The following is a 25,627-nucleotide window of genomic DNA, read 5'->3' as shown; positions in this document are numbered from 1 at the left end:
ACGAGGCACTGGGCAAGACATCGCAGCCTCGCGCAGAGCCGCTCTTGAATGAATGTACGGCTCGAAGGATGGGTGCGCCGATCCTGCGACGCCGGTCATCGTTGAAGCCGCCGTCAGCGACCGCATTCATCGCGCATCTGCACGACGTCATCCTTGCCGAACGTGCGCCGCGGGGTCGAAGCGGCTCGGTTGAATTGAAGTCGCGCGAATACTGATCTTCCCTCTACGTTCAGAGAGGTCGGCAGCACGATCCGCGGCCGAATGCTTGCCCTGTTGCTGGAAGTCAACACTGGCGGATCCTTCGTGATCTTGCGACGAGTTCGCGCTTGCGCCGAGCGCCTGCGGCTGACAGCTTTATTCAAAAGAACAATGCTGAACAGGTGCGGGGCATGTGCGGGAATTCTCTCAGGATACTGGCGAGGTGCAGTCGACGCCTCGATCGCCTCGTCGCTTCGGCGGGTCTTGCTGCCGCCCTGTCCGTCATGGCCGGCGCCGCGCCGGCTCTCGCACTCCCGCAATGGGCCACGCGCGGGTCCGGCGATGCTCTGGCCTCGGTGGGAGCGGCCGGTCCGACGCCGGCCTGGCTGGCATTCTGCGCACAGCAGCCGCAGGAATGCGCGCACAATCCCTCCGAGCCCGACACGATCGTTCTCGACCAGTCGACCTGGAAGACCATCGTCGACGTGAACGAGCAGGTGAACAAGGAGATCCTGCCGGTCACGGATCAGGATCACTGGGGCGTGGCGGATCGCTGGGACTTTCCCGATGACGGACTCGGCGATTGCGAGGACATCCAGTTGCTGAAGCGCCGGCGCCTCACCCAGGCCGGCCTGCCGCAGCGGGCCCTGCGCATGACCGTGGTGATCGACGAGATCGGTGCCGGCCACGCGGTCATGATGGTGCGCACGGATCGCGGCGACTACATCCTCGACAACAAGCGCAACGCCGTCCTGTCCTGGCAGGAGACGGGCTACCGCTATGTGAAGCGGGAAGGCTCCGACAGCGCGGCCTGGGTCTGGCTCGGAAACCAGGCGGCTCCCACGGTGACGGCGGCCAAGTAGTCGCGAGACAGCGCAAGCGCGCCACCGCATACGAACGAAGCCGCGCGCCGGATTTCCTCCCGGTCTCGGCTGCGGCGCTAGCTCGACGCGCGCGATCCGGGCGATTGCGTGATCATGGTCTCGGTGGTCAGCACCACCCAGCCGGCATCGGACCGTTCGATGGACAGGACCTGACCGATCCCGGGCAGGGTCATTCCGGGCGTCACCCACCAGAGGCCTTCCGGGCCCTCGATCAGGGCCGACCCGCCGGTGGCGCGGTGGATCACGTAGCGCTGGAACTGGACCCGCCTGTCGGCGCTCTGCGCGGCCGCGTCGCCCTTGTGGCCGGCCGAGAGCTCGACATCCTTTCGGGTCAGGGAGCCGGTCGTCGCGGGGTTCGGATCGGCGGGGCGCGTCACGCTCGCGGCAACGGCCCGTCCGACCGCATTGTCCGTCACGGCCGTCTTGATGTAGGTGTAGCCGTCGCTGAAGTTCAGCGCATAGACCGGCAGGCCGATCGCCGACAGGGTGAGGGCGAGGCCCAGGCACATCACGATCCGGTCGCCCACCGCTTCGCGGGCGCGGATCGATTCCTCGATCCGCTGGACCTTGCGCTCCCGCTGCTCGGCCGTGGAGACAGGGCCCTTGACGGTTCCGGCTCTGGCTACCTGCTCCAATACCTTGTCGAACCGAATGCCCATGGAACCCGCCACGTTGAGAATCGCGTGGAATCATTCCTATGGGGTTATGCTTAACATTCCGTCACCTGACGCAGAGAAACTTGGCCGTATTCCCCTGAGGAACAAGAACAAGCCTCGCGCAAGCATCGGCAGCATACCATGGCGTGATTTCAAGGATGTTGCAGCGGCCTGGGCCGATCGGGGTGATCATGAAGATTAGAACGAAGATTTTCGCGCTCGTCGCGGCGTTGAGCTTGGTCGCCGTCCTGACGGCGGCCGTCGGCATCAGCACGCTGCAGACCTACAACCAGGCCGTGGACGACGTCCGGCTCGCGGCCACCCGGGCCCTCTACGGGGAGCGCCTCAACCGGCTGGTGACCCATGTGGTCATGGAGGCCCGGGGCATCTACGCGTCGAAGGACACGGCCGAGGCGCGCAAGTTCGGCGACGGGCTCGCCGCGACCCTCAAGGACATGGACGCCCTCCTGAAGGAGTGGGAGCCGATCGTGCCCGGCGACGGCAAGGCCCTGTTCGACGCCGTGGTCAAGGATGCGGCGGAGTTCAAGGCGTTCCGCACCGAGACGGTCCGCCTGGGCGCCGAGGTCTCACCGACCGCCGCGAACGCGCAGGGCAACACCGATGCCAACCGGGCCAACCGGAAGGCCTTCCAGGTCAGCATCGACGCCCTGACCAAGCGCGGCAGCGAAGAGATCGAGGCGGTCAACCGGCGCGCGGCCGAGCTCTACGACCAGCGCCTGATGCTGCTCGTGTCGATCGCGCTCGCCGGCACCGTGATCGCGCTGCTCATCGGATGGCTCGTCGGACACCGGCAGATCGCCCAGCCCCTGCGGCGCGTGACCGAGGCCATTCAGCGCCTCGCCTCGGGTGATTACAACCTGCCGCAGGCCAAGGCGAGCCGGGACGAGATCGGCGACATCTGGAAGGCCACGCAGGTCTTCGCCGGCGCCATGCAGGAGGCCGAGACCCTTCGTCATGCGCAGGCCGAAACCGAGAAGCAGGCCGTCGAGCGCCGCCGGATCGAGATGATGTCGCTCGCCCAGAGCTTCGAGGGCAGCGTCGGCGGCCTCGTGCAGCATCTCACCGTGGCGGCCCAGCAGATGGAGGCGACCGCGCGCTCGATGGCCTCGACCGCGCAGCAGACCAACCAGCAATCGAACTCGGTGGCGGCGGCCGCCGAGGAAACCTCCAGCAACGTGCAGGCCGTCGCGGCCGCGGCGGAGCAGCTCGCCGCCTCATCCAGCGAGATCGGCTCGCAGGTGTCGCAGACGTCGGTCGCGGCCGCCCGGGCCGTGGAGAACGCCCGCAAGACCAACCAGCTCGTGCAGACCCTGGCGGACGGCGCGCAGAAGATCGGCGAGGTCGTGGCCCTGATCAACACGATCGCGAGCCAGACCAACCTGCTGGCGCTCAACGCCACCATCGAGGCGGCCCGCGCGGGCGAGGCCGGCAAGGGCTTCGCCGTGGTGGCCTCCGAGGTGAAGGAGCTCGCCAACCAGACCTCGCGGGCCACCGAGGACATCACGGCCTACATCCATCAGATCCAGCAATCGACCCGGGATGCGGTCGACGCCATCCGGGACATCGGCCACACCATCGAGGAGGTGCATCAGATCGCCACGAGCGTGGCGGCCGCCGTCGAGGAGCAGCAGGCCGCCACGCAGGAGATCGCGCGCAATGTCAGTGAGGCCGCGAGGGGCACGCAGGACGTGAGCGAGAGCATCGTCCAGGTCCAGGGAGCCGCCACCCATGCGGGCTCGGCCGCCTCCCAGGTGCTGGCCGCGGCGGGCGAGCTGGCCTCCAACTCGACGGCCCTGAGCCGGGAGGTCGAAGGCTTTCTCCAGGGCGTGCGCGCCGCCTGAAGGCGGACGGCAGCTCTCACCCGATATCCATCAGGGGGCACGGCGTGGATGCGCCGTGCCCTTTCTCCATGAAGAGGGTCAGGCCGTCTTCGGAACGGGCGGAGCCGCGCCGTCGGCGGCCTCGCCGGGCAGGCCTGGACGCTGGGCGCGGGCGGCCTGGGCCTTCTCGGCCGCCACCAGCGCATGGGACACCAGGGCGGCAGGGGAGAAGGGCTTGGCCAGGAAGGCCGCGCCCGGCGGCAGGTCGTTGGCCCGCGGCCACTCGCGGCCCGACGTGATGAGGATCCCCGTCGAGGGCCAGTTCCGGTGGATCTCCCAGGCCAGATCGTAGCCGTTCATGCCTGGCGGCATTTCCACGTCCGAGAGCACCAGATCCACGCCGACCTCCGCCTGCATGACCCTCAGGGCCTCCTGGGCGTCGGCCGCCTCGATCACGCGGAAATGCGCCTCCATGAGAATGTCGGCCGCCACCAGCCGCACAAGCGGCTCGTCTTCCACGAGGAGAATGACGCCTAGGGGTTTCGGATCAGACACGGGACCGATGGGGCAAGGAGGAGGGCCAAAAAAAACGAAACGTGGCCATTGATAGACGGTTCCGCCTGCCAAGGCCAGCCGGTCGGGGCGAGATCCCGGCCTGACGCAGGAGAACCCTTGAGCAGGAGAACCCTTGAGCAGGAGAACCCTTCGGTCAGACGCACGTTGTTGGCGTATTGTATCGCGTCAGGGGCAAGAATGAACGCTGGATCCGTCACGGCTCTTCCACGCCGGACACCCCCCGCCATCCTCGTGGTCGAAGGCGATGCGCGCATCCGCTGCCTGGTCAGCGATGAACTGCGCGGCTCAGGCTTCAAGGTTCTGGAGGCGGGTTCCGCCGAAGAGGCCCTCACGGTGCTCGATGCCGTCCGGATCGAGCTTCTCTTCGTAGCCCTCGATCTGCCGGGATCCGACAATGGCGCCGAAACGGCCCGGCTTCTCGGCGCCCGGCAGACGGCCATGAGGATCATCCTCGCCTCTGCCGAAGGAGACCGCTCCGGGACCGCCGGTCCGGACGGCCCGGATCTGGGCGATCTCGGGCCTCTCATCCGCAAGCCGTATCATGCGTCCCAGGTCGTCGGCCTCGTCATGCGCAGCCTCAACTGGCCCGACCCACCCTGAAGAGGGGCCCGTGGAACAAAGGCAAAAGCTCGGCGGTTAGCACGCCGTGAGCACTCTTTCGACCAACATCACGGCCGAGGCCGATTCCTCCCTCCAGACCGTTCTCGTCGTGGAGGACGAGGTTCTGATCCGCCTCGTCATCGCCGATTACCTGCGCGAATGCGGCTACCGGGTCCATGAGGCGGTGAGCGCCGAAGAGGCGATGGTGATCCTCCAGTCACCCGAGGTGTCGGTCGACGTGGTGTTCAGCGACGTCGAGATGACCGGGTCCATGGACGGCTTCGGGCTGGCCCGGTGGGTCCGCGCCAACAAGCCGGGCACGCAGGTGATCCTCACCTCGGGGGCGGAGCGATCGGCCGACATCGCCGCGACGCTCTGCGAAGCAGGCCCCTTGCTGAAGAAGCCCTATCCGTCGCAGGACGTGGTCGACCGGATCCGGCAGCTCACGGCGAAGGCGAAGCGGGCTTGAAGGCGCGTCGCGCTTGACGGACATTCACCCCGTCATCACCGGGCTTGTCCCGGTGATCCCGATGGCTCGAAGCGTCGTACCTTTCCTTGTCGGGATGGCCGGGACAGGCCCGGCCATGACGGAAAGGTGCAACTTAATCGTAGCGTTCCGACGGGTTCGAAACGCTCACGCTCATGTGACGTAAGGGAACTCGATCGGAACAGACCCGTTTCCTGGAGCATGAAACCGCATCGCCGAATCGTGAAACATCCGGTCGTTCTCCTCGTGGAAGACGAGCCGCTCGTTCGCCTCACGCAGGTCGACATTCTGCGAGAGGCGGAGTTCTGGGTCGTCGAGGCGCAGGACGCCGACGAAGCCTTCGAGCTGCTGAAGACGCGCCCCGACATTTCCGTCGTCCTCACGGATGTGGACATGCCGGGCTCCATCGACGGCTTCGAGTTCGCGCGCCTGGTCCGCCAGGGCTGGCCCGAGGTGGGCGTGCTGGTGATCTCCGGCAAGACCGCCCCCGAACCCGGCGACCTGCCGCCCAATGCCACGTTCCTCCACAAGCCGATCATGCCGGACGATCTGGTGGCGGCGCTCACGCAAGCGATGGCCGCGACACCCAAGAGCAGCGTCGCGCAGGGATCTTGAGGCCTGCCTCACCGGGGCGTCATGGCTGCCCAACCTGTCGGACGTACGGTGACACCTCCCCGTCGTGGCCGGGCTCGTCCGGGCCATCCCGATGCGGTGAGGCGCAGCGTTCCAGACGATCGGGATCACCGGGACAAGCCCGGTGATGACGTGGTGAGTGTCCATCAAGCGCGCAGCGGCTCGGGCTGGCGGCGATCGATGACCTCGGACTCGTTCGCCATACGCTCCCACATCCGATCGACATCGGACCGCACCTGGTGGATCGCCGCTTCCTTGACCGGGCCGTAGCCGCGGATGTCCATCGGGGCTTTCGCGACCGCCAGCAGCTCGGCGAAACGGGCAGGGCCGAGGCGTGCGAGGATCCGGTCGACCTGTTCTTCGTACCAGCCGATCAGGGCCCGCTCCGTGCGCCGCTCGGCCGTGTAGCCGAAGATGTCGAGGGGCGTGCCGCGGAGCACCTTCATCCTGGCGAGAACGGACATCGGCGTCTGGATCCAGGGGCCGAAGCTGCGCTTCTTCGGGCGGCCGCGGGCGTCACGCTTCGACGGCAGGAGCGGCGGCGCCAGATGGTAATGCACCGTGAAGTCGCCCTCGAATTGCTGCTTCAGCCCGTCGAGGAAGCCTGTCTCCATGTGGAGGCGCGCGACCTCGTACTCGTCCTTGTAGGCCATGAGCTTGAACAGCGAGCGTGCCACCGCGTCGGTCAGCGTGTCGGATCCAAGCGCGCCTTCAGCCTTGCGCACCCGCGCCACCACGGCCTCGAAGCGCGCCGCATAGGCGGCGTTCTGGTAACCGGTCAGGAACGCGACCCGCCGCGCGATCACCTGATCGAGGGTCTCGCCCTCGTCCGGCGTGTCGCCGACCGCCTGGCGCACCACGGCCGGATCGGCGCTCAGGAGGCGGCCCCAGGCGAAGGCCTGCCGGTTGCGCTCGACGGTCACGCCGTTGAGCTCGATGGCGCGCGACAACGCTGCGAGCGAGACCGGCACAAGGCCCTGCTGCCAGGCGAAGCCGAGCATCATCATGTTGGCATAGACCGTGTCGCCGAGCAGCGTTTCGGCGAGCGCATTGGCGTCGATGCTCGCGAGGTTGCCGATCCCGATCGCCCGCTCGATGGCGCGCAGCCGCGTGCGGCCGGCAAGATCCGCATCGCGGAAGCGCACCACGTCGCCGGTCGGCATCTCGGCAATGTTGACCACGGCCCGCGTGCCCTGGCGATAGGTGCCCGAGGCCTTGGGCGAGGAGCTGACCACGAGATCGCAGCCGATCAGGGCGTCGGCCGCACCCTGGTCGATGCGCACCTGGTGGAGCGCATCGGGGCTCGCTGCGAGGCGCACATAGCTCAGCACGGGCCCGAACTTCTGCGCGAAGCCCGTGAAGTCGAGCACCGACACGCCGCGCCCCTCGAGATGGGCCGCCATGCTGATGAGCGCCCCGACGGTGACGACGCCGGTGCCGCCGACGCCCGTGACCAGAAGGTCGAAGGGCCGCGTGAGATCGGGCAGGGCAGGGGACGGCAGCGCTGCCGCGCGCGTGACCGCGTCGAAGCCGCTCGCGGTCTTGGCACGGCGCGTGGCGCCCTCCACGGTGACGAAACTGGGGCAGAAGCCCTCCAGGCACGAGAAGTCCTTGTTGCAGGTGGAGAGATTGATCTTGCGCTTGCGCCCGAACGGCGTCTCCTTCGGCTCCACGCTCAGGCAGTTGGACGCGACCGAGCAATCGCCGCAGCCTTCGCAGACGAGATCGTTGATGACCGCGAAGCGCTTCGGGTCGTCCATCTGTCCGCGCTTGCGGCGGCGGCGCTTTTCGGTCGCGCAGGTCTGCTCGTAGATCAGCACCGTGACGCCCGGGATATCGCGCAGCTCCTTCTGCACCGCATCGAGATCCTCGCGCGGGTGGATCGTCACGCCCTTCGGCAGATCCGCCGGCACGAACTTCCCGGGCTGGTCCGACACCAGGGCGATGCGCTGCACGCCCTCCGCGCGGACGCTGTGGGCGATGGCATGGACGCTCACCGGCCCGTCGACCGGCTGGCCGCCCGTCATGGCGACCGCATCGTTGAACAGGATCTTGTAGGTGATGTTGGCGCCCGCCGCGATCGCCTGCCGGATCGCCATGGAGCCCGAATGGTAATAGGTGCCCTCGCCGAGATTCTGGAAGATGTGGCCCTGGCCGGTGAACCTGGACGAGGCCGCCCAGTTGACGCCCTCGCCGCCCATCTGGATCAGCGACGAGGTTTCGCGGTCCATCCAGCTCGCCATGAAGTGGCAGCCGATGCCGGCGAGCGCCTTCGAGCCTTCCGGCACGCGGGTCGAGGTGTTGTGCGGGCAGCCGGAGCAGAAATAGGGCGTGCGGGTCGCGCCCGGCACGGCGATCACGCGTTCCGGCTCCGGCGTCAGGGCGGCGGCGCGCTGCGCGAGGTCGAGAAAGATCCGATCGAGGCGCTTCGCCAGGACGCCCGCGAGGAACCGCGGCGACAATTCGCCGGTCCATGGGATGAGCCGTTCGCCGGTCTCGTCGTGCTTGCCGACCATCCGCTCGGGCTTCGAGCCGGGATAGTCGTAAAAATACTCCTTGAACTGGCTTTCGATGATGCCGCGCTTCTCCTCGATCACGAGGATCTCGCGCTTGCCCTTCACGAACTCCATGGCGTCGTGCAGGGCGAGCGGCCACACCATGCCGACCTTGTAGATGTCGATGCCGTGCGCCCGGCAGGCGGCCTCGTCGAGCCCAATGAGCCGCAGCGCCTCCATCAGGTCGAGATGCGCCTTGCCGGCCGTGACGATGCCGTAGGAGGCGTCCGGGATGTCGTAGATGCGCCGGTCGATGGGATTGGCCTTGGCGAAGGCGTAGACGGCGTGCTTCTTCGCCTCCATGCGCTCCTCGATCTGCGGTCCGGGCAGATCCGGCCAGCGGTAATGCAGGCCGCCGGGCGGGGGCGTGAAGTCGGGCTCGACGAAATGGCGCGGGGGATGCAGGTCCACGGATAGGCCCGATTCCACGATCTCCGACACGGCCTTGAACCCGACCCACATGCCGGAGTATCGGCTGAGCGCATAGCCGTACTCGCCGAATTCGAGATATTCGGCGACGCTCGCCGGATGCAGCGTCGGCATGAACCAGCTCATGAAGGCGACATCGGACTGGTGCGGCATCGACGAGGACACGCAGCCATGGTCGTCGCCGGCGATCACCAGCACGCCGCCATGGGGCGACGAGCCATAGGCGTTGCCGTGCTTGAGCGCATCGCCCGACCGGTCGACGCCCGGGCCCTTGCCGTACCAGAGGCCGAACACGCCCTGGACCTGCCGGTCGGGATTGGTCTCGACCTGCTGCGAGCCGAGGACGGCGGTGGCCGCGAGGTCCTCGTTGACCGCGGGCAGGAACTCGATCCGGTGCTCCTTCAGCTGATCCTTCACCCGCCAGAGCTCGAGATCGACGCCGCCGAGCGGCGACCCGCGGTAGCCGGACACGAACCCGGCGGTGTCGAGCCCGGCGGCCCTGTCGCGCCTCGCCTGGTCGAGCACGATGCGGACGATCGCCTGCGTGCCGGTCAGGAAGACCCGGCCCCGTTCGCGGCTGTACCGGTCGGCGAGCCGGTAGGAATCGAGTGAGGAAGCGTCGTCCATGGGCTTGATCCCGGTAAAGGAGCGCCGTCAGCCGGCCTCTCCAGGATAATCCCGAACGGCTGGTAGGTGTTTCCAATTCTTTCCTGCTTGCGGCGTGTTCGTGGTAGAAAGGACGCCAGACGTCATGATTATTGGAAAAACCTACCGGGAACGCACAAGCCCATGATCGAGAAACAGGACGAACACATTCTGGCGCAGCTGCAGAGGGAGGGGCGCACTACGAACCAGCAGCTGGCGGACGATGTCGGCATGTCCACCTCGGCCTGCTGGCGGCGGGTGCGGACGCTCGAGGAGACCGGCGTGATCACGGGCTATGCCGCTCTGGTGGACCGGGAAAAGGCCGGCTTCGCCACCTCGGCCATCCTGCACGTGTCCCTCGAGCGGCATGACGCCAAATTCGTCGACGAATTTGTTTCACGTGTAACAGCGCGCGCCGAAGTCCTCGAGTGCTTCGCCACCACGGGCGACGCCGATTATCACCTGCGCGTCGTCGTGCGCGACATGCACGCCTACAACGAATTCCTGGACCAGTTCATGTTCCGGCTGCCCGGGATCCGCACGGTGCGCACCAACGTGGTCCTGAAGGAGATCAAGACCAGCGTGGCGCTGCCGTTTTGACAGGCTGGCTCACAAAGAGAGCAGCAACATCCTCACGTCATCACCGGCCTTGTGCCGGTGATACCGATCATGAAGAACGGCGCGCTCGAGACAAGCGGGATGGCCGGGGCAAGCCCGGCCATGACGGCGAGGGAAGGCCATGAGAAGCCCTCTCACGATAGGTGACAGGCGGGCCGCTACCTGCCCTCGGCCAGCAACGCATAGGCGAGCTGCGCCATCGCCACGGGCCGCGCATCGCCGTCGGCCGTGAGCGTCACGCTGCCGAACGCCATGGTGCGCCCGAGGCGAACGACTTTCGCGTCCGCCAGCACGTCGGCCTGCGCGGCGGGCCTGAGGAAGTGCATGGTCTGGTCGACCGTCGTCATGGGGCGATAGGCGCCTGCGGCCGAGGAGACCGCGAACACCATGGCGGTGTCGGCCAGGCTCATGAGGGCCTGTCCGCAGACCACGCCGTTGTCGCGGCAGAGCTTTTCCGAGAACCGCATGCGCAGGACGGCGCCGTCCGGGCCGAGGCTTTCGATGGAGAGGTCGAGCGCCTGCACCCAGGAGGCGAAGACGTTTCCGAGCATCGCCTCGGCGGTGGCTCGATCGAACATGCGTGGATTCCCCGCTGATGGTGTTTGGAAGTTCCGCCTATGGGTAGAACGTCGCTCCCGAGGCGGCCCGGCTCACGAGCCCGTCCGCCGGATCCCATCCGGGCCCGTCCCGTTCGGCGCGTTCCTGCACGGTGTCGAGGATCGGCCCGAGCCCGACGGTGTCGGCCTCGAACAGGGGGCCGCCGCGCCAGGCCGGATAGCCATAGCCGTGCATCATCACCACGTCCACGTCGAGCGGACGCTCGACGATGCGCTCGTCCAGGATCTTGCAGGCTTCGTTGACGATGGCCGCCCGGATGCGGGACTGGATCTCCTCCGCGGGAACCGAACGTCGCGTCAGCCCGCGCCGCCGCGAGGCCTCCTCGACGAGCTCCGTGACGAAGGGGTCGACCTGCCGCTTGCCGCCCGTGTAGCGATACCAGCCCGCACCGGTCTTGCGCCCGAAGCGGCCCGCCTCGCAGAGCCGGTCGGCGATGTCCACATAGCGCTCGCGCGGATCGCGGGTGGGCGCCAGCCGCTTGCGCCGCGCCCAGGCGATGTCGAGGCCGGCGAGGTCGGATACAGCGAACGGGCCCATCGGGAACCCGAACGCTTCCAGCGCCGCATCGACCTCGTGCGGCAGGGCGCCTTCTTCGAGGAGGTACTCGGCCTGCAGACGATAGCGCGACAGGATGCGGTTGCCGACGAAGCCGTCGCAGACCCGGCACACGACCGGGATCTTGCGCAGGCGCTTGGCGAGGCTGAGGCCCGTGGCGATGACGTCGGGGGCGGTTCGGTCGGTCCGGACGATCTCGAGGAGCTTCATCACGTTGGCAGGGCTGAAGAAATGCAGGCCCACCACGTCGGCCGGCCGGGACGTGGCAGCGGCTATCAGATTGATGTCAAGGTAACTGGTATTTGTTGCCAATACCGTTCCAGGGGGGAGAATCGCATCGAGATCCCGGAAAAGCACCCGTTTGACGTCCAAATCCTCGAACACGGCCTCGATGACGAGATCCCGATCCGATAGGGAGCTGATACCAACCGCATACCCGATGGTCCGGAGGCGCTCGTCGCGTGCGGCGGCCGTGATCCGACCGCTTGCAACCTGCTTGTCGTAGACCTCCGTGATCCGCGCCTGACCGGCCGCCAATGCCTGTTCGCCGGTCTCGACGACCTTGACGTCGAAGCCCGCATCCGCGAACGCGATGGCGATGCCCGATCCCATCGTTCCGGCGCCCACGATCCCGATCTTCTGGACCGGGCGGGGCTCAATGGAGTCGAGGCCGGGGAGACGCGTGACCTCCCGCTCGGCGAAAAAGGCATGCCGCAGGGCGGCCGACTGCCTGGACGCGCGCAGTTCCAGGAACGTCTCGCGCTCCCGCGCCATGCCGTCCTGAAGAGGCAGGCTTGCGGACAGCAGAACGAGTTCGGCGGCTCTGCCCGGCGCTTCGGCGCCTCTGGCTTTCCGGCGGACGTCCGCGACCCCTTCAGAAGCCGCCTCGGCATTCATCGCATCGACATTCAGCTCACCGGTGCGTCGCAGCGGCTGATCGATCAGTTCTCGAGCAAGCTCCATCGCATCCCGGCGCAGGTCGCCGGAGGAGAGGCGATCGATCAGGCCGAGACGCAGCGCTTCCGCGGCTTTGACGGTCCGCCCGCTCGTCACGAGATCGAGGGCCGCTTCCAGCCCGACCAGCCGCGGCAGGCGTTGCGTGCCGCCGGCTCCCGGAACCAGCCCGAGCTTGACCTCCGGCAGGCCGAAGCCTGCACCCGGATCGGCCACACGGGCATGGCAGGCGAGCGCGATCTCGCAGCCTCCGCCAAGGGCCGTTCCGTGAACAGCGGCAACGACCGGCTTGGAGCAGGCTTCGATGGCGTTGATGACATCGGGCAGGTGGGGCTCTTGTGGAGGCTGACCGAACTCGCGGATGTCGGCTCCGGCCACGAAGGTACGGCCGGCGCAGGCGATCACCGCGGCCGAGATCTGCGGGTCGCGGTCGACCTCCCGAATTGCCGCGAGCAGGCCTGCTCTCACGGCCTGAGACGTGGCATTGACTGGAGGATTATCGATCTCGATCACGGCCACGGGAGCGTTCCGGACAAGCCTGACCGGTCCAGCGTCATTGGCTGAGGCCATATCCGTCATGGACGCACCGCGTTCATCGTGAGGAGCTCATAGGTCGCGACCGGTTCACCCTTGTCCGTCATGATCTCAACGTCCCAGCGCACCTCGCCGTACTGCTCGTTACGCGGCGACTTCGATTTTGTCGTCAGCCGGATCTTGATGGTTTCGCCCGGCTGCACGGGTTTGATGAAACGTAAGGAGTCGAGACCGTAATTTGCAAGCACGGGCCCGAGGTCCGGATCGACGAAGAGGCCTGCCGCAAAGGACAATAGGAGATAGCCGTGGGCCACTCGACCGGGGAAGAACGGATGGTTCTTCGTCGCTTCCTCGCTCATATGGGCATAGAAGGTGTCGCCGGTGAACTCCGCGAAGTGCTCGATATCCTCAAGCGTGATCGTGCGCTCCTTGGAGACGAAGGTCTGACCGATGGCGAGGTCCTCGAAATAGAAGCGGAAAGGATGCCGGCTTTCTTCGATGGTCGGGGCACCCTTGATCCAGCTCTGCGTCACCCGTGAGAGCATGGCGGGAGAGCCCTGCAGGGCAGTGCGCTGCATGTAATGATGCACGCCGCGCATGCCGCCGAGTTCCTCGCCGCCGCCGGCACGTCCTGGTCCGCCATGAACCATGTGTGGCATCGGGGAGCCATGGCCGGTCTGCTCCTTGGCACAGTCCCGGTCGATCAGCACGAGACGACCATGGAAGGCGCCGACCCCGAAGACGAGATCGGCCGCCGTGGTAGAATCATAGGTGTAGAGGGACGCTACGAGGCTGCCGTCGCCCCGATTGGCCAGGGCTACCGCCTGATCGAGGCCGTCATAGCCCATCACGGTGCAAACGGGACCGAAAGCTTCAACGCTGTGCACGTTGGTGGCCCGGATCGGGTCCGGGCAATGGAGCACGAGAGGCGGGATGAAGGCGCCGCGTTCGCGGTCCGCGCCCTCGACGTCGAAATTATCCGGATTGCCAACGACGATATCCGCTTCTGTTCGCAGCTTTGCCACCTGAGCCAGCACGTCCCGACGTTGGCCCAGACCGACGACCGGCCCCATGCGGACGCTCTCGAGTTCCGGGTTGCCAACCTTGATCTTGGCGAGCCGCTCTCCCAGAGCTTCGATCACGGCGGACACATGCGCATTGGGAGCAATGGCGCGGCGGATGGCCGTGCATTTCTGTCCTGCCTTGACGGTCATCTCCTTCGCCACTTCCTTGATGAAGAGGTCGAATTCCGGCGTTCCCGGCCCGGCGTCAGGCGCAAGAATGGCCGCATTGAGCGAATCGCGCTCGGCGATGAAGCGGACGGACTCGCGCGCAATGACGGGATGCCGCTGCAGTTTCTGGGCCGTATCGGCGGAGCCGGTGAAGGACACGACATCCTGACAGGTCAGATGATCGAAGAGATCGCCCGTGGAGCCGACGATGCATTGGAGCGCCCCGTCGGGAAGGATGCGGGATTCCGTGATCATGCGCACCAGCGCATGGGCCACATAGGATGTGATCGTCGCGGGCTTGGTCACAACCGGGACGCCGGCCAGGATGGCGGGCGCGAGCTTTTCGAGCATGCCCCAGCAGGGGAAGTTGAAGGCGTTGATGTGAACGGCAACGCCATGGAGAGGCGTCATCACGTGCTGGCCGACGAAGCTGCCGCCCTTTGAAAGGGCTTCGACATTCCCATCCAAGAGGAAGGCGGCGTTGGGCAGTTCGCGGCGGCCCTTGGAGGCATAGACGAAGAGGGTGCCGATGCCGCCATCCACGTCGATGAGGTTGTCGGACCGTGTGGTGCCTGTCTGGTAGGAGAGCTGATAAAGCTGGTCCTTGCGTTCTGATAGATGAATGGCAAGACGTTTCAGAAGTTCTGCACGCTGATGGAAGGTGAGCTTCCTCAGGTTGGGCCCGCCAACCTGGCGGGCATAGGCCAGCACCTCGCCCATGTCGAGGCCGCCGCTGGCGACCTGTGCCACCACGTTGCCGGTGACGGCGCTGTGAATATCGGCCAGTTCCTGACCGGGCGACATCCAACTTCCACGAACGAAGCTCTCAAGTCTCATTGGGACACCTTGGAATGATGAACGAGCGGCCGCATTGGCATCGCCGCGCCTTTCCGGCATTATTGACCGACCGGTCGGTTAGTCAAGGAATTTTGGGGATCTATTGATCGCCCGGGTGGCTCGACAGGAATGCGCCAGTCTGAGTAGGTGAAGGCCGGACGGGCGGAGGCGGCTCCGGCTCCCCGGCCCAGATAACCGGAGTACACTTGCATGGTCGCGGTCGTAGAGGCTCTGCTGGACAGGTTTCACGAGCGGACGCCGATCCGGGCGGGCTCGCTCATCGTGACCGTGTTCGGGGATGCCGTGGTGCCCCGGGGCGGGGTGCTGTCCCTGGCATCCCTGCACGAGATCATGCGGGCCTTCCGCATCAGCGACACGCTCGTCCGGACGGCCCTGTCCCGCCTCGTCTCCGAGGGCTGGTTCGAGCGCTGGAAGGTGGGGCGCAACAGCTATTACCGGCTGACGCCGCAGGGCCAGGAGGCTTTCGCCGAGGCCACGCGGCGGATCTATGCCGACCCACCCCATGAGTGGCAGGGATCGTTCGATCTCCTCCTGCTCGAGAACGCGCAGGACCGCAATGCGCTGAGGAGTGAATTATCAGCCGCAGGTTATGGCCCGCTCGGGCCCGATCTCCTGATGGCTGCGGCACCGGCGGCCAAGGTCGGCCCCTTCCTGAGACTGGCCGCGACCCCGGCCGATCTGCCCACTGCCCGGCGGCTGGTCGAGAAGGCATGGCCCTTGGTGGAGATCGAAGCGCGCTACAGACGGTTCATCGACACCTATGCGGGCACCCTCGGCGCCCTGGAACGGGGCGCGGGGTTCACGAATCTCGACGCCCTTCTCGTGCGTATTCTCCTGATCCATGATTACCGCAGGGCGGTCCTGAAGGATCCGCTGCTGCCGTCGCAGCTCCTTCCCAGGCCCTGGGCCGGGACAGGGGCGCGGTCCCTCTGCGGCACGATTTACCGCACCCTGCTTCCGGCCGCCGAGCGCTGGATTGACACCCATGCCCAGAACGACCTGGGACCACTCCCCGCGGTCGACGAGACCTTCGGGCAGCGCTTCGCGACGGCGGAGCCGGCCGCGGAACTGAGGATCGGCTGAAGAAAGTGTTACAAAAATTTCTTGATTAATCTGTTTTATGTGACATATTAAAGAGGTCCGCGGAAAGCCGGAGAGGCATGCCGCCTGCGCGCCATGATCAGCGCGGCGCGGAAGGGCTGCTCCGGCAGGCGAGGCTCGATTCCGTCCAATCCGGCCCGGTCTTGGACAGGGCTGCAGGACGAGAGCCCGGCAGGATTGAACGTCAGGGAGAAGCGCCATGTACGCACAGATGGTGAAAACAGGCGTCGAGCACATCCGGTCCAAGGACGAGATGTCTCCGGAGGAGCGTGCCTTCCAGGACCGCATCGATGCCGACATCAAGATCGAGCCGAAGGAGTGGATGCCGGAGGCTTATCGCAAGACCCTGATCCGGCAGATCTCCCAGCACGCTCACTCCGAAATCATCGGGATGCAGCCCGAGGGTAACTGGATCACCCGGGCGCCGACCCTCGAGCGCAAGGCCATCCTGCTCGCCAAGGTGCAGGACGAGGCCGGCCACGGCCTTTATCTCTACTGCGCCGCCGAGACCCTTGGTGTGAGCCGCGACGAGCTCCTGGAGCAGCTCAACAGCGGCAAGGCCAAGTATTCCAGCATCTTCAACTATCCGACGCTCACCTGGGCCGACATCGGGGCCATCGGCTGGCTCGTGGACGGAGCCGCAATCATGAACCAAGTGCCGCTGCAGCGCTGCTCCTACGGGCCTTATTCCCGCGCCATGATCCGCATCTGCAAGGAAGAGAGCTTCCATCAGCGGCAGGGCTACGACGCGATGACCAAGCTCGCCCGCGGCACGCCCGAGCAGAAGCAGATGGCGCAGGACGCGCTGAACCGCTGGTGGTGGCCGTCGCTGATGATGTTCGGACCCTCCGACGCGGAATCGGTCCACAGCGCGCAATCGATGCGCTGGAAGATCAAGATCAACTCGAACGACGAGCTGCGCCAGAAATTCGTCGATCAGACGGTGCCGCAGGCCGAGTATCTCGGTCTCACCGTTCCGGATCCTGATCTCAAGTGGAACGCGGAGCGCGGCCACTACGATTTCGGCGCGATCGACTGGGACGAGTTCTATCAGGTCATCGCCGGCAACGGACCCTGCAACCGCCAGCGCCTGCGCACGCGCGTGAAGGCCTACGAAGAGGGACAATGGGTGCGCGATGCGGCGGACGCCTATGCGGCCAAGAAGGCCGCGCGGGCGCACGGCAAGGCGGCTGCTTAGGCGGGAGGGGAGAGAGACAATGACCGACAAGAAGGGATGGCCTCTCTGGGAGGTGTTCATCCGCAGCCAGCATGGATTGGCCCACCGGCACGTGGGCAGCCTGCATGCGCCCGATGCCGAGATGGCGATCATGAACGCGCGCGACGTCTATACACGCCGCAACGAGGGCGTCAGCATCTGGGTCGTGAAGGCGTCCGATATTGCGGCGAGCTCGCCCGGCGACAAGGGGCCGCTGTTCGATCCCGCCAACAGCAAGGTCTATCGCCACCCGACTTTCTACGAGATCCCCGAAGAGCTGGGGCATATGTGATGACCGCGCAGGACGCTCTCGTCGAGTATCTGCTGCGGCTGGGCGACAATGCCCTGATCTTGGGCCACCGTCTCTCCGAATGGTGCGGCCATTCGCCGGCGCTCGAGGAGGATCTGGCGCTCTCCAACGTCGCTCTCGACCTGATCGGACAGACGCAGCTCTGGCTCAACCTCGCGGGTGAGATCGAGGGCAGGGGACGCGATGCCGACAAGCTCGCCTATCTGCGCGACGCGCGCGACTTCCGCAATGTGCTTCTGGTCGAGCAGCCGAACGGCGACTTCGCCGCCACGATGGCCCGGCAGTTCTATTTCGATGCCTGGCACTATCTGCTGCTGCGCGGGCTGACCGGCTCGACGGATCCTCGTATCGCCGAAATCGCCGCCAAGGGCCTCAAGGAGGTCACCTATCACCTGGAGCGGAGCCAGGAATGGGTTCTGCGCCTTGGCGACGGCACGGAGGAAAGCCATCGCCGGATGCAGAACGCCGTCGACGATCTGTGGATGTATACCGGCGAGCTGTTCGAGACTGACGAGATCGACCAGGCCATGGTCCGGAACGGCCTCGCACCCGACGTCGCGACGCTGCACGAACCCTGGCTCGGTCTCGTTCGCGCGACGATCGGGGAGGCGACGCTCACGCTGCCGCAGGCCGGCTGGGCGCAGAAAGGCGGCAAGCGCGGCGTTCATTCCGAGCATCTCGGCTACATCCTGGCCGATCTCCAGTTCCTGCAGCGGGCCTATCCCAACGCGACGTGGTGAGGAGCGCAGGATCGATGATGGACAGCCTGACGCGGCCGGACCCGAACCAGATCAGAGACTGGCTGGGCGACGTTCCAGACCCGGAGGTGCCGGCGGTCTCCGTCATGGATCTCGGCATCGTGCGCGACGTGCAATGGCAGGATGAAGATCTCGTCGTCGCCATCACGCCGACCTATTCGGGCTGTCCTGCCACGAGCGTCATCGCGTTCGAGATCGAAGCGGCTCTGCGCGCGCGCGGGATCGACCGCCTGCGGATCGAGCGGCGCCTGTCGCCGCCCTGGACCACGGACTGGATCACCCCGGAGGGCCGCCGGCGCCTGGAGGCCTACGGCATCGCCCCCCCGGCGGAGAACGCAGGCGGGCCGTCGCCCTTCGATCGCTTCCTGCGCAAGCCTTTGACCATCGCGTGCCCGCGCTGCCGATCCGAGAACACCGACCGGGTGAGCGAGTTCGGCTCGACGCCGTGCAAGGCACAGTACCGGTGCCGCGACTGCCTCGAGCCTTTCGACTACTTCAAGTGCATTTGAAAAGACCGGATGCTCCATGACGAAGTTCTACCCCGTCACCGTTGCCGACGTGCGGCGCGAAACCCGCGACGCCATCGTGCTCACTCTCGACGTGCCGGACGAGCATAAGGAGGCGTTCCGCTTCTCGCCGGGCCAGTACCTGACCCTGCGCACCACGATCGACGGCGACGAGGTGCGGCGGTCCTATTCCATCTGTGCGACGCCGATGGAAGGTCGGCTCCGGGTCGGCATCAAGAGGATCGCCGGCGGAGCCTTCTCGAGCTGGGCCAGCGAGCAGCTCGCACCCGGGCAGGTCATCGAGGCGATGCCGCCCATGGGCAATTTCTTCGTGCCCCTCGACGAGACCCGCAGGCGCCACTTCGTGGGCTTCGCCGCGGGCAGCGGGATCACGCCGCTTCTGAGCATCATCAAGACCACGCTCGTCGCCGAGCCGAATTCGTCCTTCACCCTGTTCTACGGCAATCGCGCATCGGGTTCGATCATGTTCCGCGAGGAGCTCGAGGATCTCAAGAACGAGCATCTCGATCGCTTCAGCCTCATCCACATCCTCAGCCGCGAGCAGCAGGACATCGACCTCTTTAACGGACGGCTGACCAAGGAGAAGTGCGACCAGCTGCTCGACCATTGGATCGACGCATCGTCCATCGACACCGCCTTCATCTGCGGACCGCAGGACATGATGCTCGGCATCGCGCAGAGCCTCGAGGAGCACGGGCTCGACAAGCGCCAGATCAAGTTCGAACTTTTCGCCACCGCGACGCCGAGCCGACGCCAGCGCAGACCCGAGGAGGCGGCAGCGGAAGACAAGAGGAACCTGTGCGAGGCCACCATCGTCATCGACGGACGTGCCCGCACCCTGTCATTCGAGAAGGGCACCGCATCGGTGCTCGATGCCGCAACGGCCGAGGGGCTGGAGCTGCCCTATGCCTGCAAGGGCGGCGTCTGCTCCACCTGCCGGGCAATGCTGGTCGACGGCGAGGTGGACATGGACGCGAACTTCGCTCTCGAGGATTACGAGATCGCGCGGGGCTACATTCTGACCTGCCAGAGCTATCCGGTGAGCGACCGGATTCTGGTCGATTTCGACAAGTGACGCCGCAAGAGGCGGGGAGGGTGGTTCCATGGTCGATGAAGAAAGCCTCGTCGCCTTCTTGGCCGGCGGCGGCCGCCTGAGCGCTCCCGACAACGTGACGCCTCGCTATCGCGGCGAACTCATGCGCCTGATGGCGATCTTCGTCGATTCCGAGATGGCGGGCGCCTCGGGCTTCGCCGATTGCATCAACCTGGCTCCGGGGCTCAAGGAGCGGATCATCGCGACACGCATCGTCTTCGACAAGTTCGACCACGCGCGTCAGGTCCTGGCCCTGATGGAGCAGTTCGGGGCCGACACGGGGCAATATGTAGGAGCTCATCCCTGGGCGTCCCGTCTCGACCGCAGCGTCAATCTGGCCACGAGGCGCATTGCCGGAGACATGCGCCTCAACGTGTTCCATTACCCGATCAACGGCTGGGTCGATGCGGTGGTGATGAACTGCCTGATGGGGCAGGCGACCGTGGTGCAGCTCGACGAATTGACACGCGGCTCCTACCAGCCGCTCGCCGACGTCCTTGCCGAGATCCTTCCTGTAGAGAGGCGCCACGCGGAACTGGGGGAACAGGGATTGCAGGCGGCTCTCGAGAGAGGCCACGACAGGATCGATGCTCAGGCCTCCGTCAACTACTGGTATCCGCGCGTGGCCGACACCTTCGGCAGCAGCGCGTCGGATCATTTCTCCCAGCATCGGAAGTTCGGATTGCGCCAGAAGGGCCGGGAGGAGCTGATGGCGCAGTGGCAGAGCCACGTTCATCCGTTGCTTTCGCGCTTCGGGCTCGAAGTTCCGGGCCATGGGTCGCGCGAGATCGGCGATCAGGTCTCGCTCCAGTAATCGTTTGACCATCGGGCCGGATGATGGACCGGGCTTTCCACGGACGCGGTGTCCGGTTCGCTGCGGGACGCCGAACCCTGGTGCCCCCATCTTGCCGCGCGGTTTCGGTTTTAGGAGTCTTCTATTCCGCCGCGCTGATGCGCCGGGACGCGGCCGCGGGCTCGGCCTGGAGATTGCGGGTTCCATCCACGATGAGCCGGGACACCAGCGCTGCATAATCTGCACGGGTGATCTCGCCGGTGCTCTTGAACCATAGATAATGCCAGTTGATCATGCCGAAGAGGGACATGGTCACAGGCTTGAGCAGCTTGGTTCCCTTGAGCTGCGGCGCAACGCCCGCCACCGCATCGGAGAAGATCTTGACCAGGTCCCGCTCCACCGCCTTGAGCTCGGCCTGGCGGTCGGTCGGGAGCAGGCGCATGCCGTTGATCTGCACGTTGTGCTGGGCGTCGGCATCGCGATAGGCCTCGAGCAGCGCCGCCACCAGCTCTCTCAAGCGGTCATCCGCAGCAAGGTCCGGGCGGTCGGCCGCCTCCACGACCTCGAGCAGTTCTTCGAGGTGGAAGCGGATGACGTCGAAGAGCAGCGCTTCCTTGTCCTTGTAGTAGTGGTACAGGTTGGCTTTGGAGACCCCGCAGGCCTCTGCGATCTTGCTCATCGAGGCGCGGTCGTAGCCGTGCTCGGCAAAGAGTTCGGCCGAGCGATCGAGGATCGCGCGGCGCTTGTCGTCGTAATCGGTGGCACGGGTACGGGCCATGGGGTTCTTCTATTCCTTCGGTCTGCGGTCGATCACGCGCCGCGCCTTGCCGAGCGAGCGCTCGATTCCTTCCGGGTCGAGGACATTGACCTGAGCCGTGATGCCGATGGTGTCCTTGATCGCCTGGGTCAGGCGGTCGGCGGCGGCTTTCCGCGTTTCCGGATAATCGGCATCCGGCCGGATCTCGGCCCTGATCTCCATCTGGTCCATCCGGCCCTCGCGGGTCAGTATGATCTGGTAATGTCCCGACAGGGTCGGGATGGCGAGGAGCTTCTCCTCGATCTGGGTCGGGAACACGTTGACGCCCCGGATGATCATCATGTCGTCCGTGCGGCCGGTGACCTTCTCCATGCGGCGCATGGTGCGCGCCGTGCCGGGCAGCAGGCGCGTCAGGTCCCGGGTGCGATAGCGGATGACGGGCATCGCCTCCTTGGTCAGGGAGGTGAAGACGAGCTCGCCTTCCTCGCCGTCCGGCAGGACTTCGCCCGTCACCGGGTTGATCACCTCGGGATAGAAATGATCCTCCCAGATGTGCAGTCCGTCCTTGCTCTCCACGCATTCGCAGGCAACGCCCGGCCCCATGACCTCGGACAGGCCATAGATGTCGACCGCATGGATGTCGAAGGCCTCTTCGATCTCGGTCCGCATGGCGTTGGTCCATGGCTCGGCGCCGAAGATCCCGACCTTCAGCGAGGATTGCCGCGGATCGAGGCCCTGCTTCTTGAACTCGTCGAGGATCGCCAGCATGTAGGACGGCGTGACCATGATGATGTCGGGCTGGAAGTCCTGGATGAGTTGCACCTGGCGCTCGGTCATGCCGCCGGACATCGGGATCACCATGCAGCCGAGGCGCTCGGCGCCGTAATGCGCGCCCAGTCCTCCGGTGAAGAGGCCGTAGCCGTAGGCCACGTGCACCTTCATGCCGGGACGCCCGCCGCTCGCCCGGATGGATCGCGCCACCACGTCCGCCCAGGTGTCGATGTCGCGCTTGGTGTAGCCGACCACGGTGGGCTTGCCGGTGGTGCCCGACGAGCCGTGCACGCGGGCGATCTGATCCTGCGGAACGGCGAACATGCCGAAGGGATAATTGTCCCGCAGGTCGGCCTTGGTGGTGAACGGGAACTTGGAGAGATCGCCTAGATCCCTGAAATCGTCCGGATGAACGCCTGCCGCGTCGAACTTCGCCCTGTAGTGCGGCACGTTCTCGTAGGCATGGCGCAGGGACCAGGCGAGACGCTCGCGCTGCCAGGCGGCCAACTCATCCCGCGACGCCAGTTCGAGGCGATCGAGCTGGGTCGCCTGGGGCTTGAGTTCGGACAGCTTGCGGTGCGGGATCTGAAGCAAGGGAACCTCCCATTCGTTCGTTCTTATGGGGTCTTTTCGGTGTCATCCGACGCGAGAAGCGTGCCCGCGATCGTGCGCGAGTGCCCGCGGAATTCGGCCACCGTTTCGCCCTGGCCGTTGCGGACGGTCACGTCGTAGATCCCCGAGCGGCCCGAACGGTGGCGCTCGACCGCATGGGCCGTGAGCGTGTCGCCCCGCCGGCCCGGCTGGAGGAACGTCACGGCGCATTGCTGAGCGACCGTGCGCTGGTCGTAGGTGTTGCAGGCGAACGCGAAGGCCGAGTCGGCGAGGGTGAAGATGAAGCCGCCGTGGCAGATGCCATGCCCGTTCGTCATGTCGGGGCGGATCGCCATGGACAGGACGGCCTCGCCGGGCGACACGCGCTCGACCCTCATCCCGAGCCCTTGGCTCGCCTGGTCCTCGGCCCACATGGCGTCGGCGCAGGCTGAAGCGAGGTCGTGGGCGGCACGTCCTGCGCGGGTCGATCCAGCGTCCATCATGCCCTCCCGGTGAATTTCGGCTGCCGCTTCTCGAAGAACGCCGTGACGCCCTCGATGTAGTCGGGCGTGCGGCCCGCCTGTCCCTGGAGATCGCGCTCCAGATCGAGCTGGCTGTCGAGATCGCGGGTCTCGGAGGCATCGAGCGCCTGCTTGATCAGACCGAGCCCGACGGTCGGCTGAACGGCGAAGTGGGCGGCAAGGCGATGGGCCTCGTCCATCAGGGCGCCGTCCTCGACCGCCTTCCAGATCATCCCCCAGGCCTCCGCCTGCTCGGCCGGAACAGGTTCGGCCAGGAGAGCGAGCGCGCGGGCGCGCGCCGGACCGACGAGGCGCGGCAGAAACCAGGTTCCTCCGGAATCGGGCACGAGGCCGAGCTTCGCGAAGGCCTGGATGAATTTGGCCGAACGCGCTGCCAGGACGATGTCGCAGGCCAGCGCGAGGTTAGCTCCGGCGCCCGCCGCGACGCCGTTGACCGCGCAGATGACCGGCATCCGCAGAGCGCGCAGCTTGCGCACGAGCGGGTTGTAGAGGCGCTCCAGGGTGGAGGAGAGATCCGGAACCTGGCCGGGGCTGAAAACCCGGTCCGACAGATCCTGTCCGGCGCAGAAGCCGCGTCCTGCTCCTGTCAGGACGAGAGCCCGGCAGGCCTCGTCCGCTTCGGCATCGAGAAGGGCCGACATCAGGGCCGCATGCATCGCCTCGTTGAAGGAGTTCAGACGATCGGCCCTGTTGAGGGTGATCACCCGATAACCCTCCCGGCGCTCCGTGATGACGAGATCGTTCTCCACCATGGCCCTCCCGAACATTCGCTGATGGCAAGCGGGTGGTCTTGCGACTTGTTTACTATTGACCAACCGTCCGGTCAATTATATTGATGGAACAAACAGCGTCAATAAGCCAACACTCGGCCCTTTACGGAGCGAAACGGGATGGCAGGTTTCGACGGCCGCCAGGATGCACGCGCACAGCAACGCCAGCGTTGCGCAGTCCTGTCCCATTGCTCCGTTCCCGCGATGACCGGCAGGCTCCCGGCAGCCTGACCCCTTGCGCAACAACAAAATCGGTAAACGACAAAGAACCTCGGAGGAAACACATGAACGCGAAGGCAACTCACAAGATCCTGCTGGCCACCTCTGTCATGGGCCTTGCTCTGTCTCATGGCGCGCTCGCGCAGGACACCGTCAAGATCGGATCCGTTCTCTCGGTCACCGGGCCGTCGTCCTTCCTGGGTGAGCCCGAGGACAAGACGCTCAAGCTCTACGTCGACAAGATCAATGCGGCCGGCGGCATCGCGGGCAAGAAGATCGAGCTCGTGATCTACGACGACGGTGGCGACGCCAACAAGGCACGCACCTTTGCGACCCGCCTCATCGAGGACGACGAGGTGATCGCCATGGTGGGCGGCACGACGACCGGCAGCACCATGGCGATGATCCCGGTCTTCGAAGACGCGAAGGTCCCGTTCATCTCGTTGGCCGGCGCCATCGAAGTCATCGACCCCGTGCGCAAGTTCGTCTTCAAGACGCCGCACACCGACAAGATGGCCTGCGAGAAGATCTTCGAGGATCTGAAGAAGCGCAATCTCACCAAGATCGGCATGATCTCCGGCACGGACGGCTTCGGAGCGTCCATGCGCGCGCAATGCGTCAAGGTCGCGCCGAATTACGGCATGCAGATCCTCATCGACGAGAATTACGGCCCTCGCGACAGCGACATGACCGCCCAGCTCACCAAGATCAAGAACACGGCCGGCGTGCAGGCGGTGGTCAATCCGGGCTTCGGCCAGGGGCCGGCCATCGTGACCCGCAACTATGCGCAGCTCGGCATGACGAGCATCCCGTTCTATCAGAGCCACGGCGTGGCCTCGAAGAGCTTCATCGATCTGGCGGGCCCGGCGGCGGAGGGCGTCCGTCTGCCGGCCGCCGCGCTCCTCGTCGGCGACAAGCTGCCCGAGAGCGATCCGCAGAAGAAGGTGGTGACCGAGTACAGGCAGGCCTACGAGGGTACCACGAAGCAGCCCGTCTCGACCTTCGGCGGCCATGCCTATGACGGCCTCTTCATCCTGGTCGAGGCCATGAAGCGCGCGAACTCGACCGACCCTCAGAAAATCCGCGACGAGATCGAGAAGACCAAGGGCTTCGTCGGTACAGGCGGCATCGTGAACATGTCCGCCACCGACCATCTCGGCCTCGACCTCTCGGCGTTCCGCATGCTCGAGATCAAGGGCGGCGACTGGAACCTGGTCGCCTCCGGAAGCTGATCCCACGCTGCAACCGATCGGACAGGAGGCTGCCGGTCAGCCTCCTGTCCGGCAACCTGAAGGTCGCGGGGCTG

24 protein-coding genes are annotated in these 25,627 nt (G+C 65.9%); 14 read left to right on the top strand and 10 right to left on the bottom strand.

Annotated elements, in window-relative coordinates; all coding sequences use genetic code 11:
- Positions 1–389: 389 nt before the first annotated feature.
- Positions 390–1,061: a transglutaminase-like cysteine peptidase gene (locus KBI52_RS31595; protein WP_210812784.1), complete on the top strand. Its 672-nt coding sequence runs from the start codon at positions 390–392 to the stop codon at positions 1,059–1,061.
- Between the two features lie 77 nt (positions 1,062–1,138).
- On the opposite strand, the gene KBI52_RS31590 is transcribed toward KBI52_RS31595, so the two are convergent.
- Complete coding sequence (locus tag KBI52_RS31590; protein ID WP_173950093.1) at positions 1,139–1,741, bottom strand: hypothetical protein; 603 nt, start codon at positions 1,739–1,741, stop codon at positions 1,139–1,141.
- Positions 1,742–1,929: 188 nt separating this feature from the next.
- On the opposite strand from KBI52_RS31590, the gene KBI52_RS31585 reads away from it, so the two are divergent.
- Positions 1,930–3,600: a methyl-accepting chemotaxis protein gene (locus KBI52_RS31585; RefSeq protein WP_210812783.1), complete on the top strand. Its 1,671-nt coding sequence runs from the start codon at positions 1,930–1,932 to the stop codon at positions 3,598–3,600.
- 78 nt (positions 3,601–3,678) lie between these two features.
- On the opposite strand, the gene KBI52_RS31580 is transcribed toward KBI52_RS31585, so the two are convergent.
- On the bottom strand, positions 3,679–4,134 hold the full coding sequence (locus KBI52_RS31580) for a response regulator (RefSeq protein WP_210812782.1): 456 nt from the start codon (positions 4,132–4,134) through the stop codon (positions 3,679–3,681).
- Positions 4,135–4,332: 198 nt separating this feature from the next.
- Here KBI52_RS31580 and KBI52_RS31575 point away from each other — a divergent pair, with 198 nt between their 5' ends.
- From KBI52_RS31575 to KBI52_RS31565, 3 genes are all read left to right on the top strand, one after another.
- Positions 4,333–4,755: a response regulator gene (locus KBI52_RS31575; protein WP_210812781.1), complete on the top strand. Its 423-nt coding sequence runs from the start codon at positions 4,333–4,335 to the stop codon at positions 4,753–4,755.
- Between the two features lie 46 nt (positions 4,756–4,801).
- Positions 4,802–5,224, top strand: coding sequence for a response regulator (locus tag KBI52_RS31570; RefSeq protein ID WP_173950097.1), 423 nt, complete (start codon positions 4,802–4,804; stop codon positions 5,222–5,224).
- A gap of 240 nt (positions 5,225–5,464) precedes the next feature.
- Positions 5,465–5,857: a response regulator gene (locus KBI52_RS31565; RefSeq protein ID WP_371823235.1), complete on the top strand. Its 393-nt coding sequence runs from the start codon at positions 5,465–5,467 to the stop codon at positions 5,855–5,857.
- A gap of 164 nt (positions 5,858–6,021) precedes the next feature.
- On the opposite strand, the gene KBI52_RS31560 is transcribed toward KBI52_RS31565, so the two are convergent.
- Positions 6,022–9,486 carry an indolepyruvate ferredoxin oxidoreductase family protein gene (locus KBI52_RS31560; protein WP_210812780.1) on the bottom strand — a complete coding sequence of 1,155 codons (3,465 nt, stop codon included), beginning with the start codon at positions 9,484–9,486 and terminating at the stop codon, positions 6,022–6,024.
- A gap of 162 nt (positions 9,487–9,648) precedes the next feature.
- Between KBI52_RS31560 and KBI52_RS31555 the strand changes: the two genes are divergently transcribed.
- Positions 9,649–10,104 (top strand): Lrp/AsnC family transcriptional regulator, encoded by a 456-nt coding sequence (locus KBI52_RS31555; protein WP_173950100.1) that lies wholly within the window; start codon positions 9,649–9,651, stop codon positions 10,102–10,104.
- Positions 10,105–10,280: 176 nt separating this feature from the next.
- On the opposite strand, the gene KBI52_RS31550 is transcribed toward KBI52_RS31555, so the two are convergent.
- From KBI52_RS31550 to paaZ, 3 genes are read right to left on the bottom strand one after another with little or no spacing between them, the layout of a single operon-like run.
- Complete coding sequence (locus KBI52_RS31550; RefSeq protein ID WP_173950101.1) at positions 10,281–10,700, bottom strand: PaaI family thioesterase; 420 nt, start codon at positions 10,698–10,700, stop codon at positions 10,281–10,283.
- Between the two features lie 37 nt (positions 10,701–10,737).
- Positions 10,738–12,819 (bottom strand): 3-hydroxyacyl-CoA dehydrogenase NAD-binding domain-containing protein, encoded by a 2,082-nt coding sequence (locus KBI52_RS31545; protein WP_210812864.1) that lies wholly within the window; start codon positions 12,817–12,819, stop codon positions 10,738–10,740.
- A gap of 5 nt (positions 12,820–12,824) precedes the next feature.
- Entirely contained in the window at positions 12,825–14,852 is a 2,028-nt protein-coding gene (gene paaZ / locus KBI52_RS31540; RefSeq protein ID WP_210812779.1) for a phenylacetic acid degradation bifunctional protein PaaZ, read from the bottom strand.
- A 210-nt stretch (positions 14,853–15,062) separates the two neighbouring features.
- Here paaZ and KBI52_RS31535 point away from each other — a divergent pair, with 210 nt between their 5' ends.
- The 7 genes from KBI52_RS31535 (at position 15,063) to KBI52_RS31505 (ending at position 20,692) form a co-directional block, all read left to right on the top strand.
- Positions 15,063–15,956 carry a PaaX family transcriptional regulator C-terminal domain-containing protein gene (locus tag KBI52_RS31535; RefSeq protein WP_210812778.1) on the top strand — a complete coding sequence of 298 codons (894 nt, stop codon included), beginning with the start codon at positions 15,063–15,065 and terminating at the stop codon, positions 15,954–15,956.
- Positions 15,957–16,173: 217 nt separating this feature from the next.
- On the top strand, positions 16,174–17,172 hold the full coding sequence (gene paaA, locus KBI52_RS31530; protein ID WP_173950104.1) for a 1,2-phenylacetyl-CoA epoxidase subunit PaaA: 999 nt from the start codon (positions 16,174–16,176) through the stop codon (positions 17,170–17,172).
- Positions 17,173–17,191: 19 nt separating this feature from the next.
- Entirely contained in the window at positions 17,192–17,482 is a 291-nt protein-coding gene (paaB, locus tag KBI52_RS31525) for a 1,2-phenylacetyl-CoA epoxidase subunit PaaB (RefSeq protein ID WP_173950105.1), read from the top strand.
- Positions 17,482–18,240 (top strand): 1,2-phenylacetyl-CoA epoxidase subunit PaaC, encoded by a 759-nt coding sequence (gene paaC / locus KBI52_RS31520; RefSeq protein WP_210812777.1) that lies wholly within the window; start codon positions 17,482–17,484, stop codon positions 18,238–18,240. Before paaB ends, paaC begins: the two co-directional genes overlap by 1 nt.
- 17 nt (positions 18,241–18,257) lie before the next feature.
- Entirely contained in the window at positions 18,258–18,767 is a 510-nt protein-coding gene (gene paaD / locus KBI52_RS31515; RefSeq protein WP_210812863.1) for a 1,2-phenylacetyl-CoA epoxidase subunit PaaD, read from the top strand.
- 16 nt (positions 18,768–18,783) lie between these two features.
- A complete protein-coding gene (gene paaE, locus KBI52_RS31510; protein WP_210812776.1) occupies positions 18,784–19,860 on the top strand; it encodes a 1,2-phenylacetyl-CoA epoxidase subunit PaaE in 1,077 nt (358 codons plus the stop codon).
- Positions 19,861–19,888: 28 nt separating this feature from the next.
- Positions 19,889–20,692, top strand: coding sequence for a Phenylacetic acid catabolic protein (locus KBI52_RS31505; protein WP_210812775.1), 804 nt, complete (start codon positions 19,889–19,891; stop codon positions 20,690–20,692).
- 121 nt (positions 20,693–20,813) lie between these two features.
- On the opposite strand, the gene KBI52_RS31500 is transcribed toward KBI52_RS31505, so the two are convergent.
- Genes KBI52_RS31500 through paaG form a run of 4 tightly spaced genes read right to left on the bottom strand, consistent with a single transcriptional unit; the run spans position 20,814 to position 24,081 of the window.
- Positions 20,814–21,449, bottom strand: coding sequence for a TetR/AcrR family transcriptional regulator (locus KBI52_RS31500; protein WP_173950110.1), 636 nt, complete (start codon positions 21,447–21,449; stop codon positions 20,814–20,816).
- A gap of 9 nt (positions 21,450–21,458) precedes the next feature.
- Positions 21,459–22,793: a phenylacetate--CoA ligase PaaK gene (gene paaK, locus KBI52_RS31495; RefSeq protein ID WP_247654764.1), complete on the bottom strand. Its 1,335-nt coding sequence runs from the start codon at positions 22,791–22,793 to the stop codon at positions 21,459–21,461.
- A gap of 23 nt (positions 22,794–22,816) precedes the next feature.
- Positions 22,817–23,290 (bottom strand): hydroxyphenylacetyl-CoA thioesterase PaaI, encoded by a 474-nt coding sequence (gene paaI / locus KBI52_RS31490; RefSeq protein ID WP_173950111.1) that lies wholly within the window; start codon positions 23,288–23,290, stop codon positions 22,817–22,819.
- On the bottom strand, positions 23,290–24,081 hold the full coding sequence (paaG, locus tag KBI52_RS31485; protein ID WP_173950222.1) for a 2-(1,2-epoxy-1,2-dihydrophenyl)acetyl-CoA isomerase PaaG: 792 nt from the start codon (positions 24,079–24,081) through the stop codon (positions 23,290–23,292). The genes paaI and paaG overlap by 1 nt, the downstream gene beginning before the upstream one ends.
- Before the next feature lie 350 nt (positions 24,082–24,431).
- On the opposite strand from paaG, the gene KBI52_RS31480 reads away from it, so the two are divergent.
- Complete coding sequence (locus KBI52_RS31480; RefSeq protein WP_247654782.1) at positions 24,432–25,553, top strand: ABC transporter substrate-binding protein; 1,122 nt, start codon at positions 24,432–24,434, stop codon at positions 25,551–25,553.
- The last annotated feature ends 74 nt before the right edge of the window (positions 25,554–25,627 follow it).

It is taken from the genome of Microvirga sp. HBU67558, assembly GCF_018069605.1.
Taxonomy (GTDB): Bacteria; Pseudomonadota; Alphaproteobacteria; order Rhizobiales; family Beijerinckiaceae; genus Microvirga; species Microvirga terrae.
Note: the sequence above shows the minus strand (reverse complement) of the source record. Positions and strands in the feature narration are given on the sequence as shown.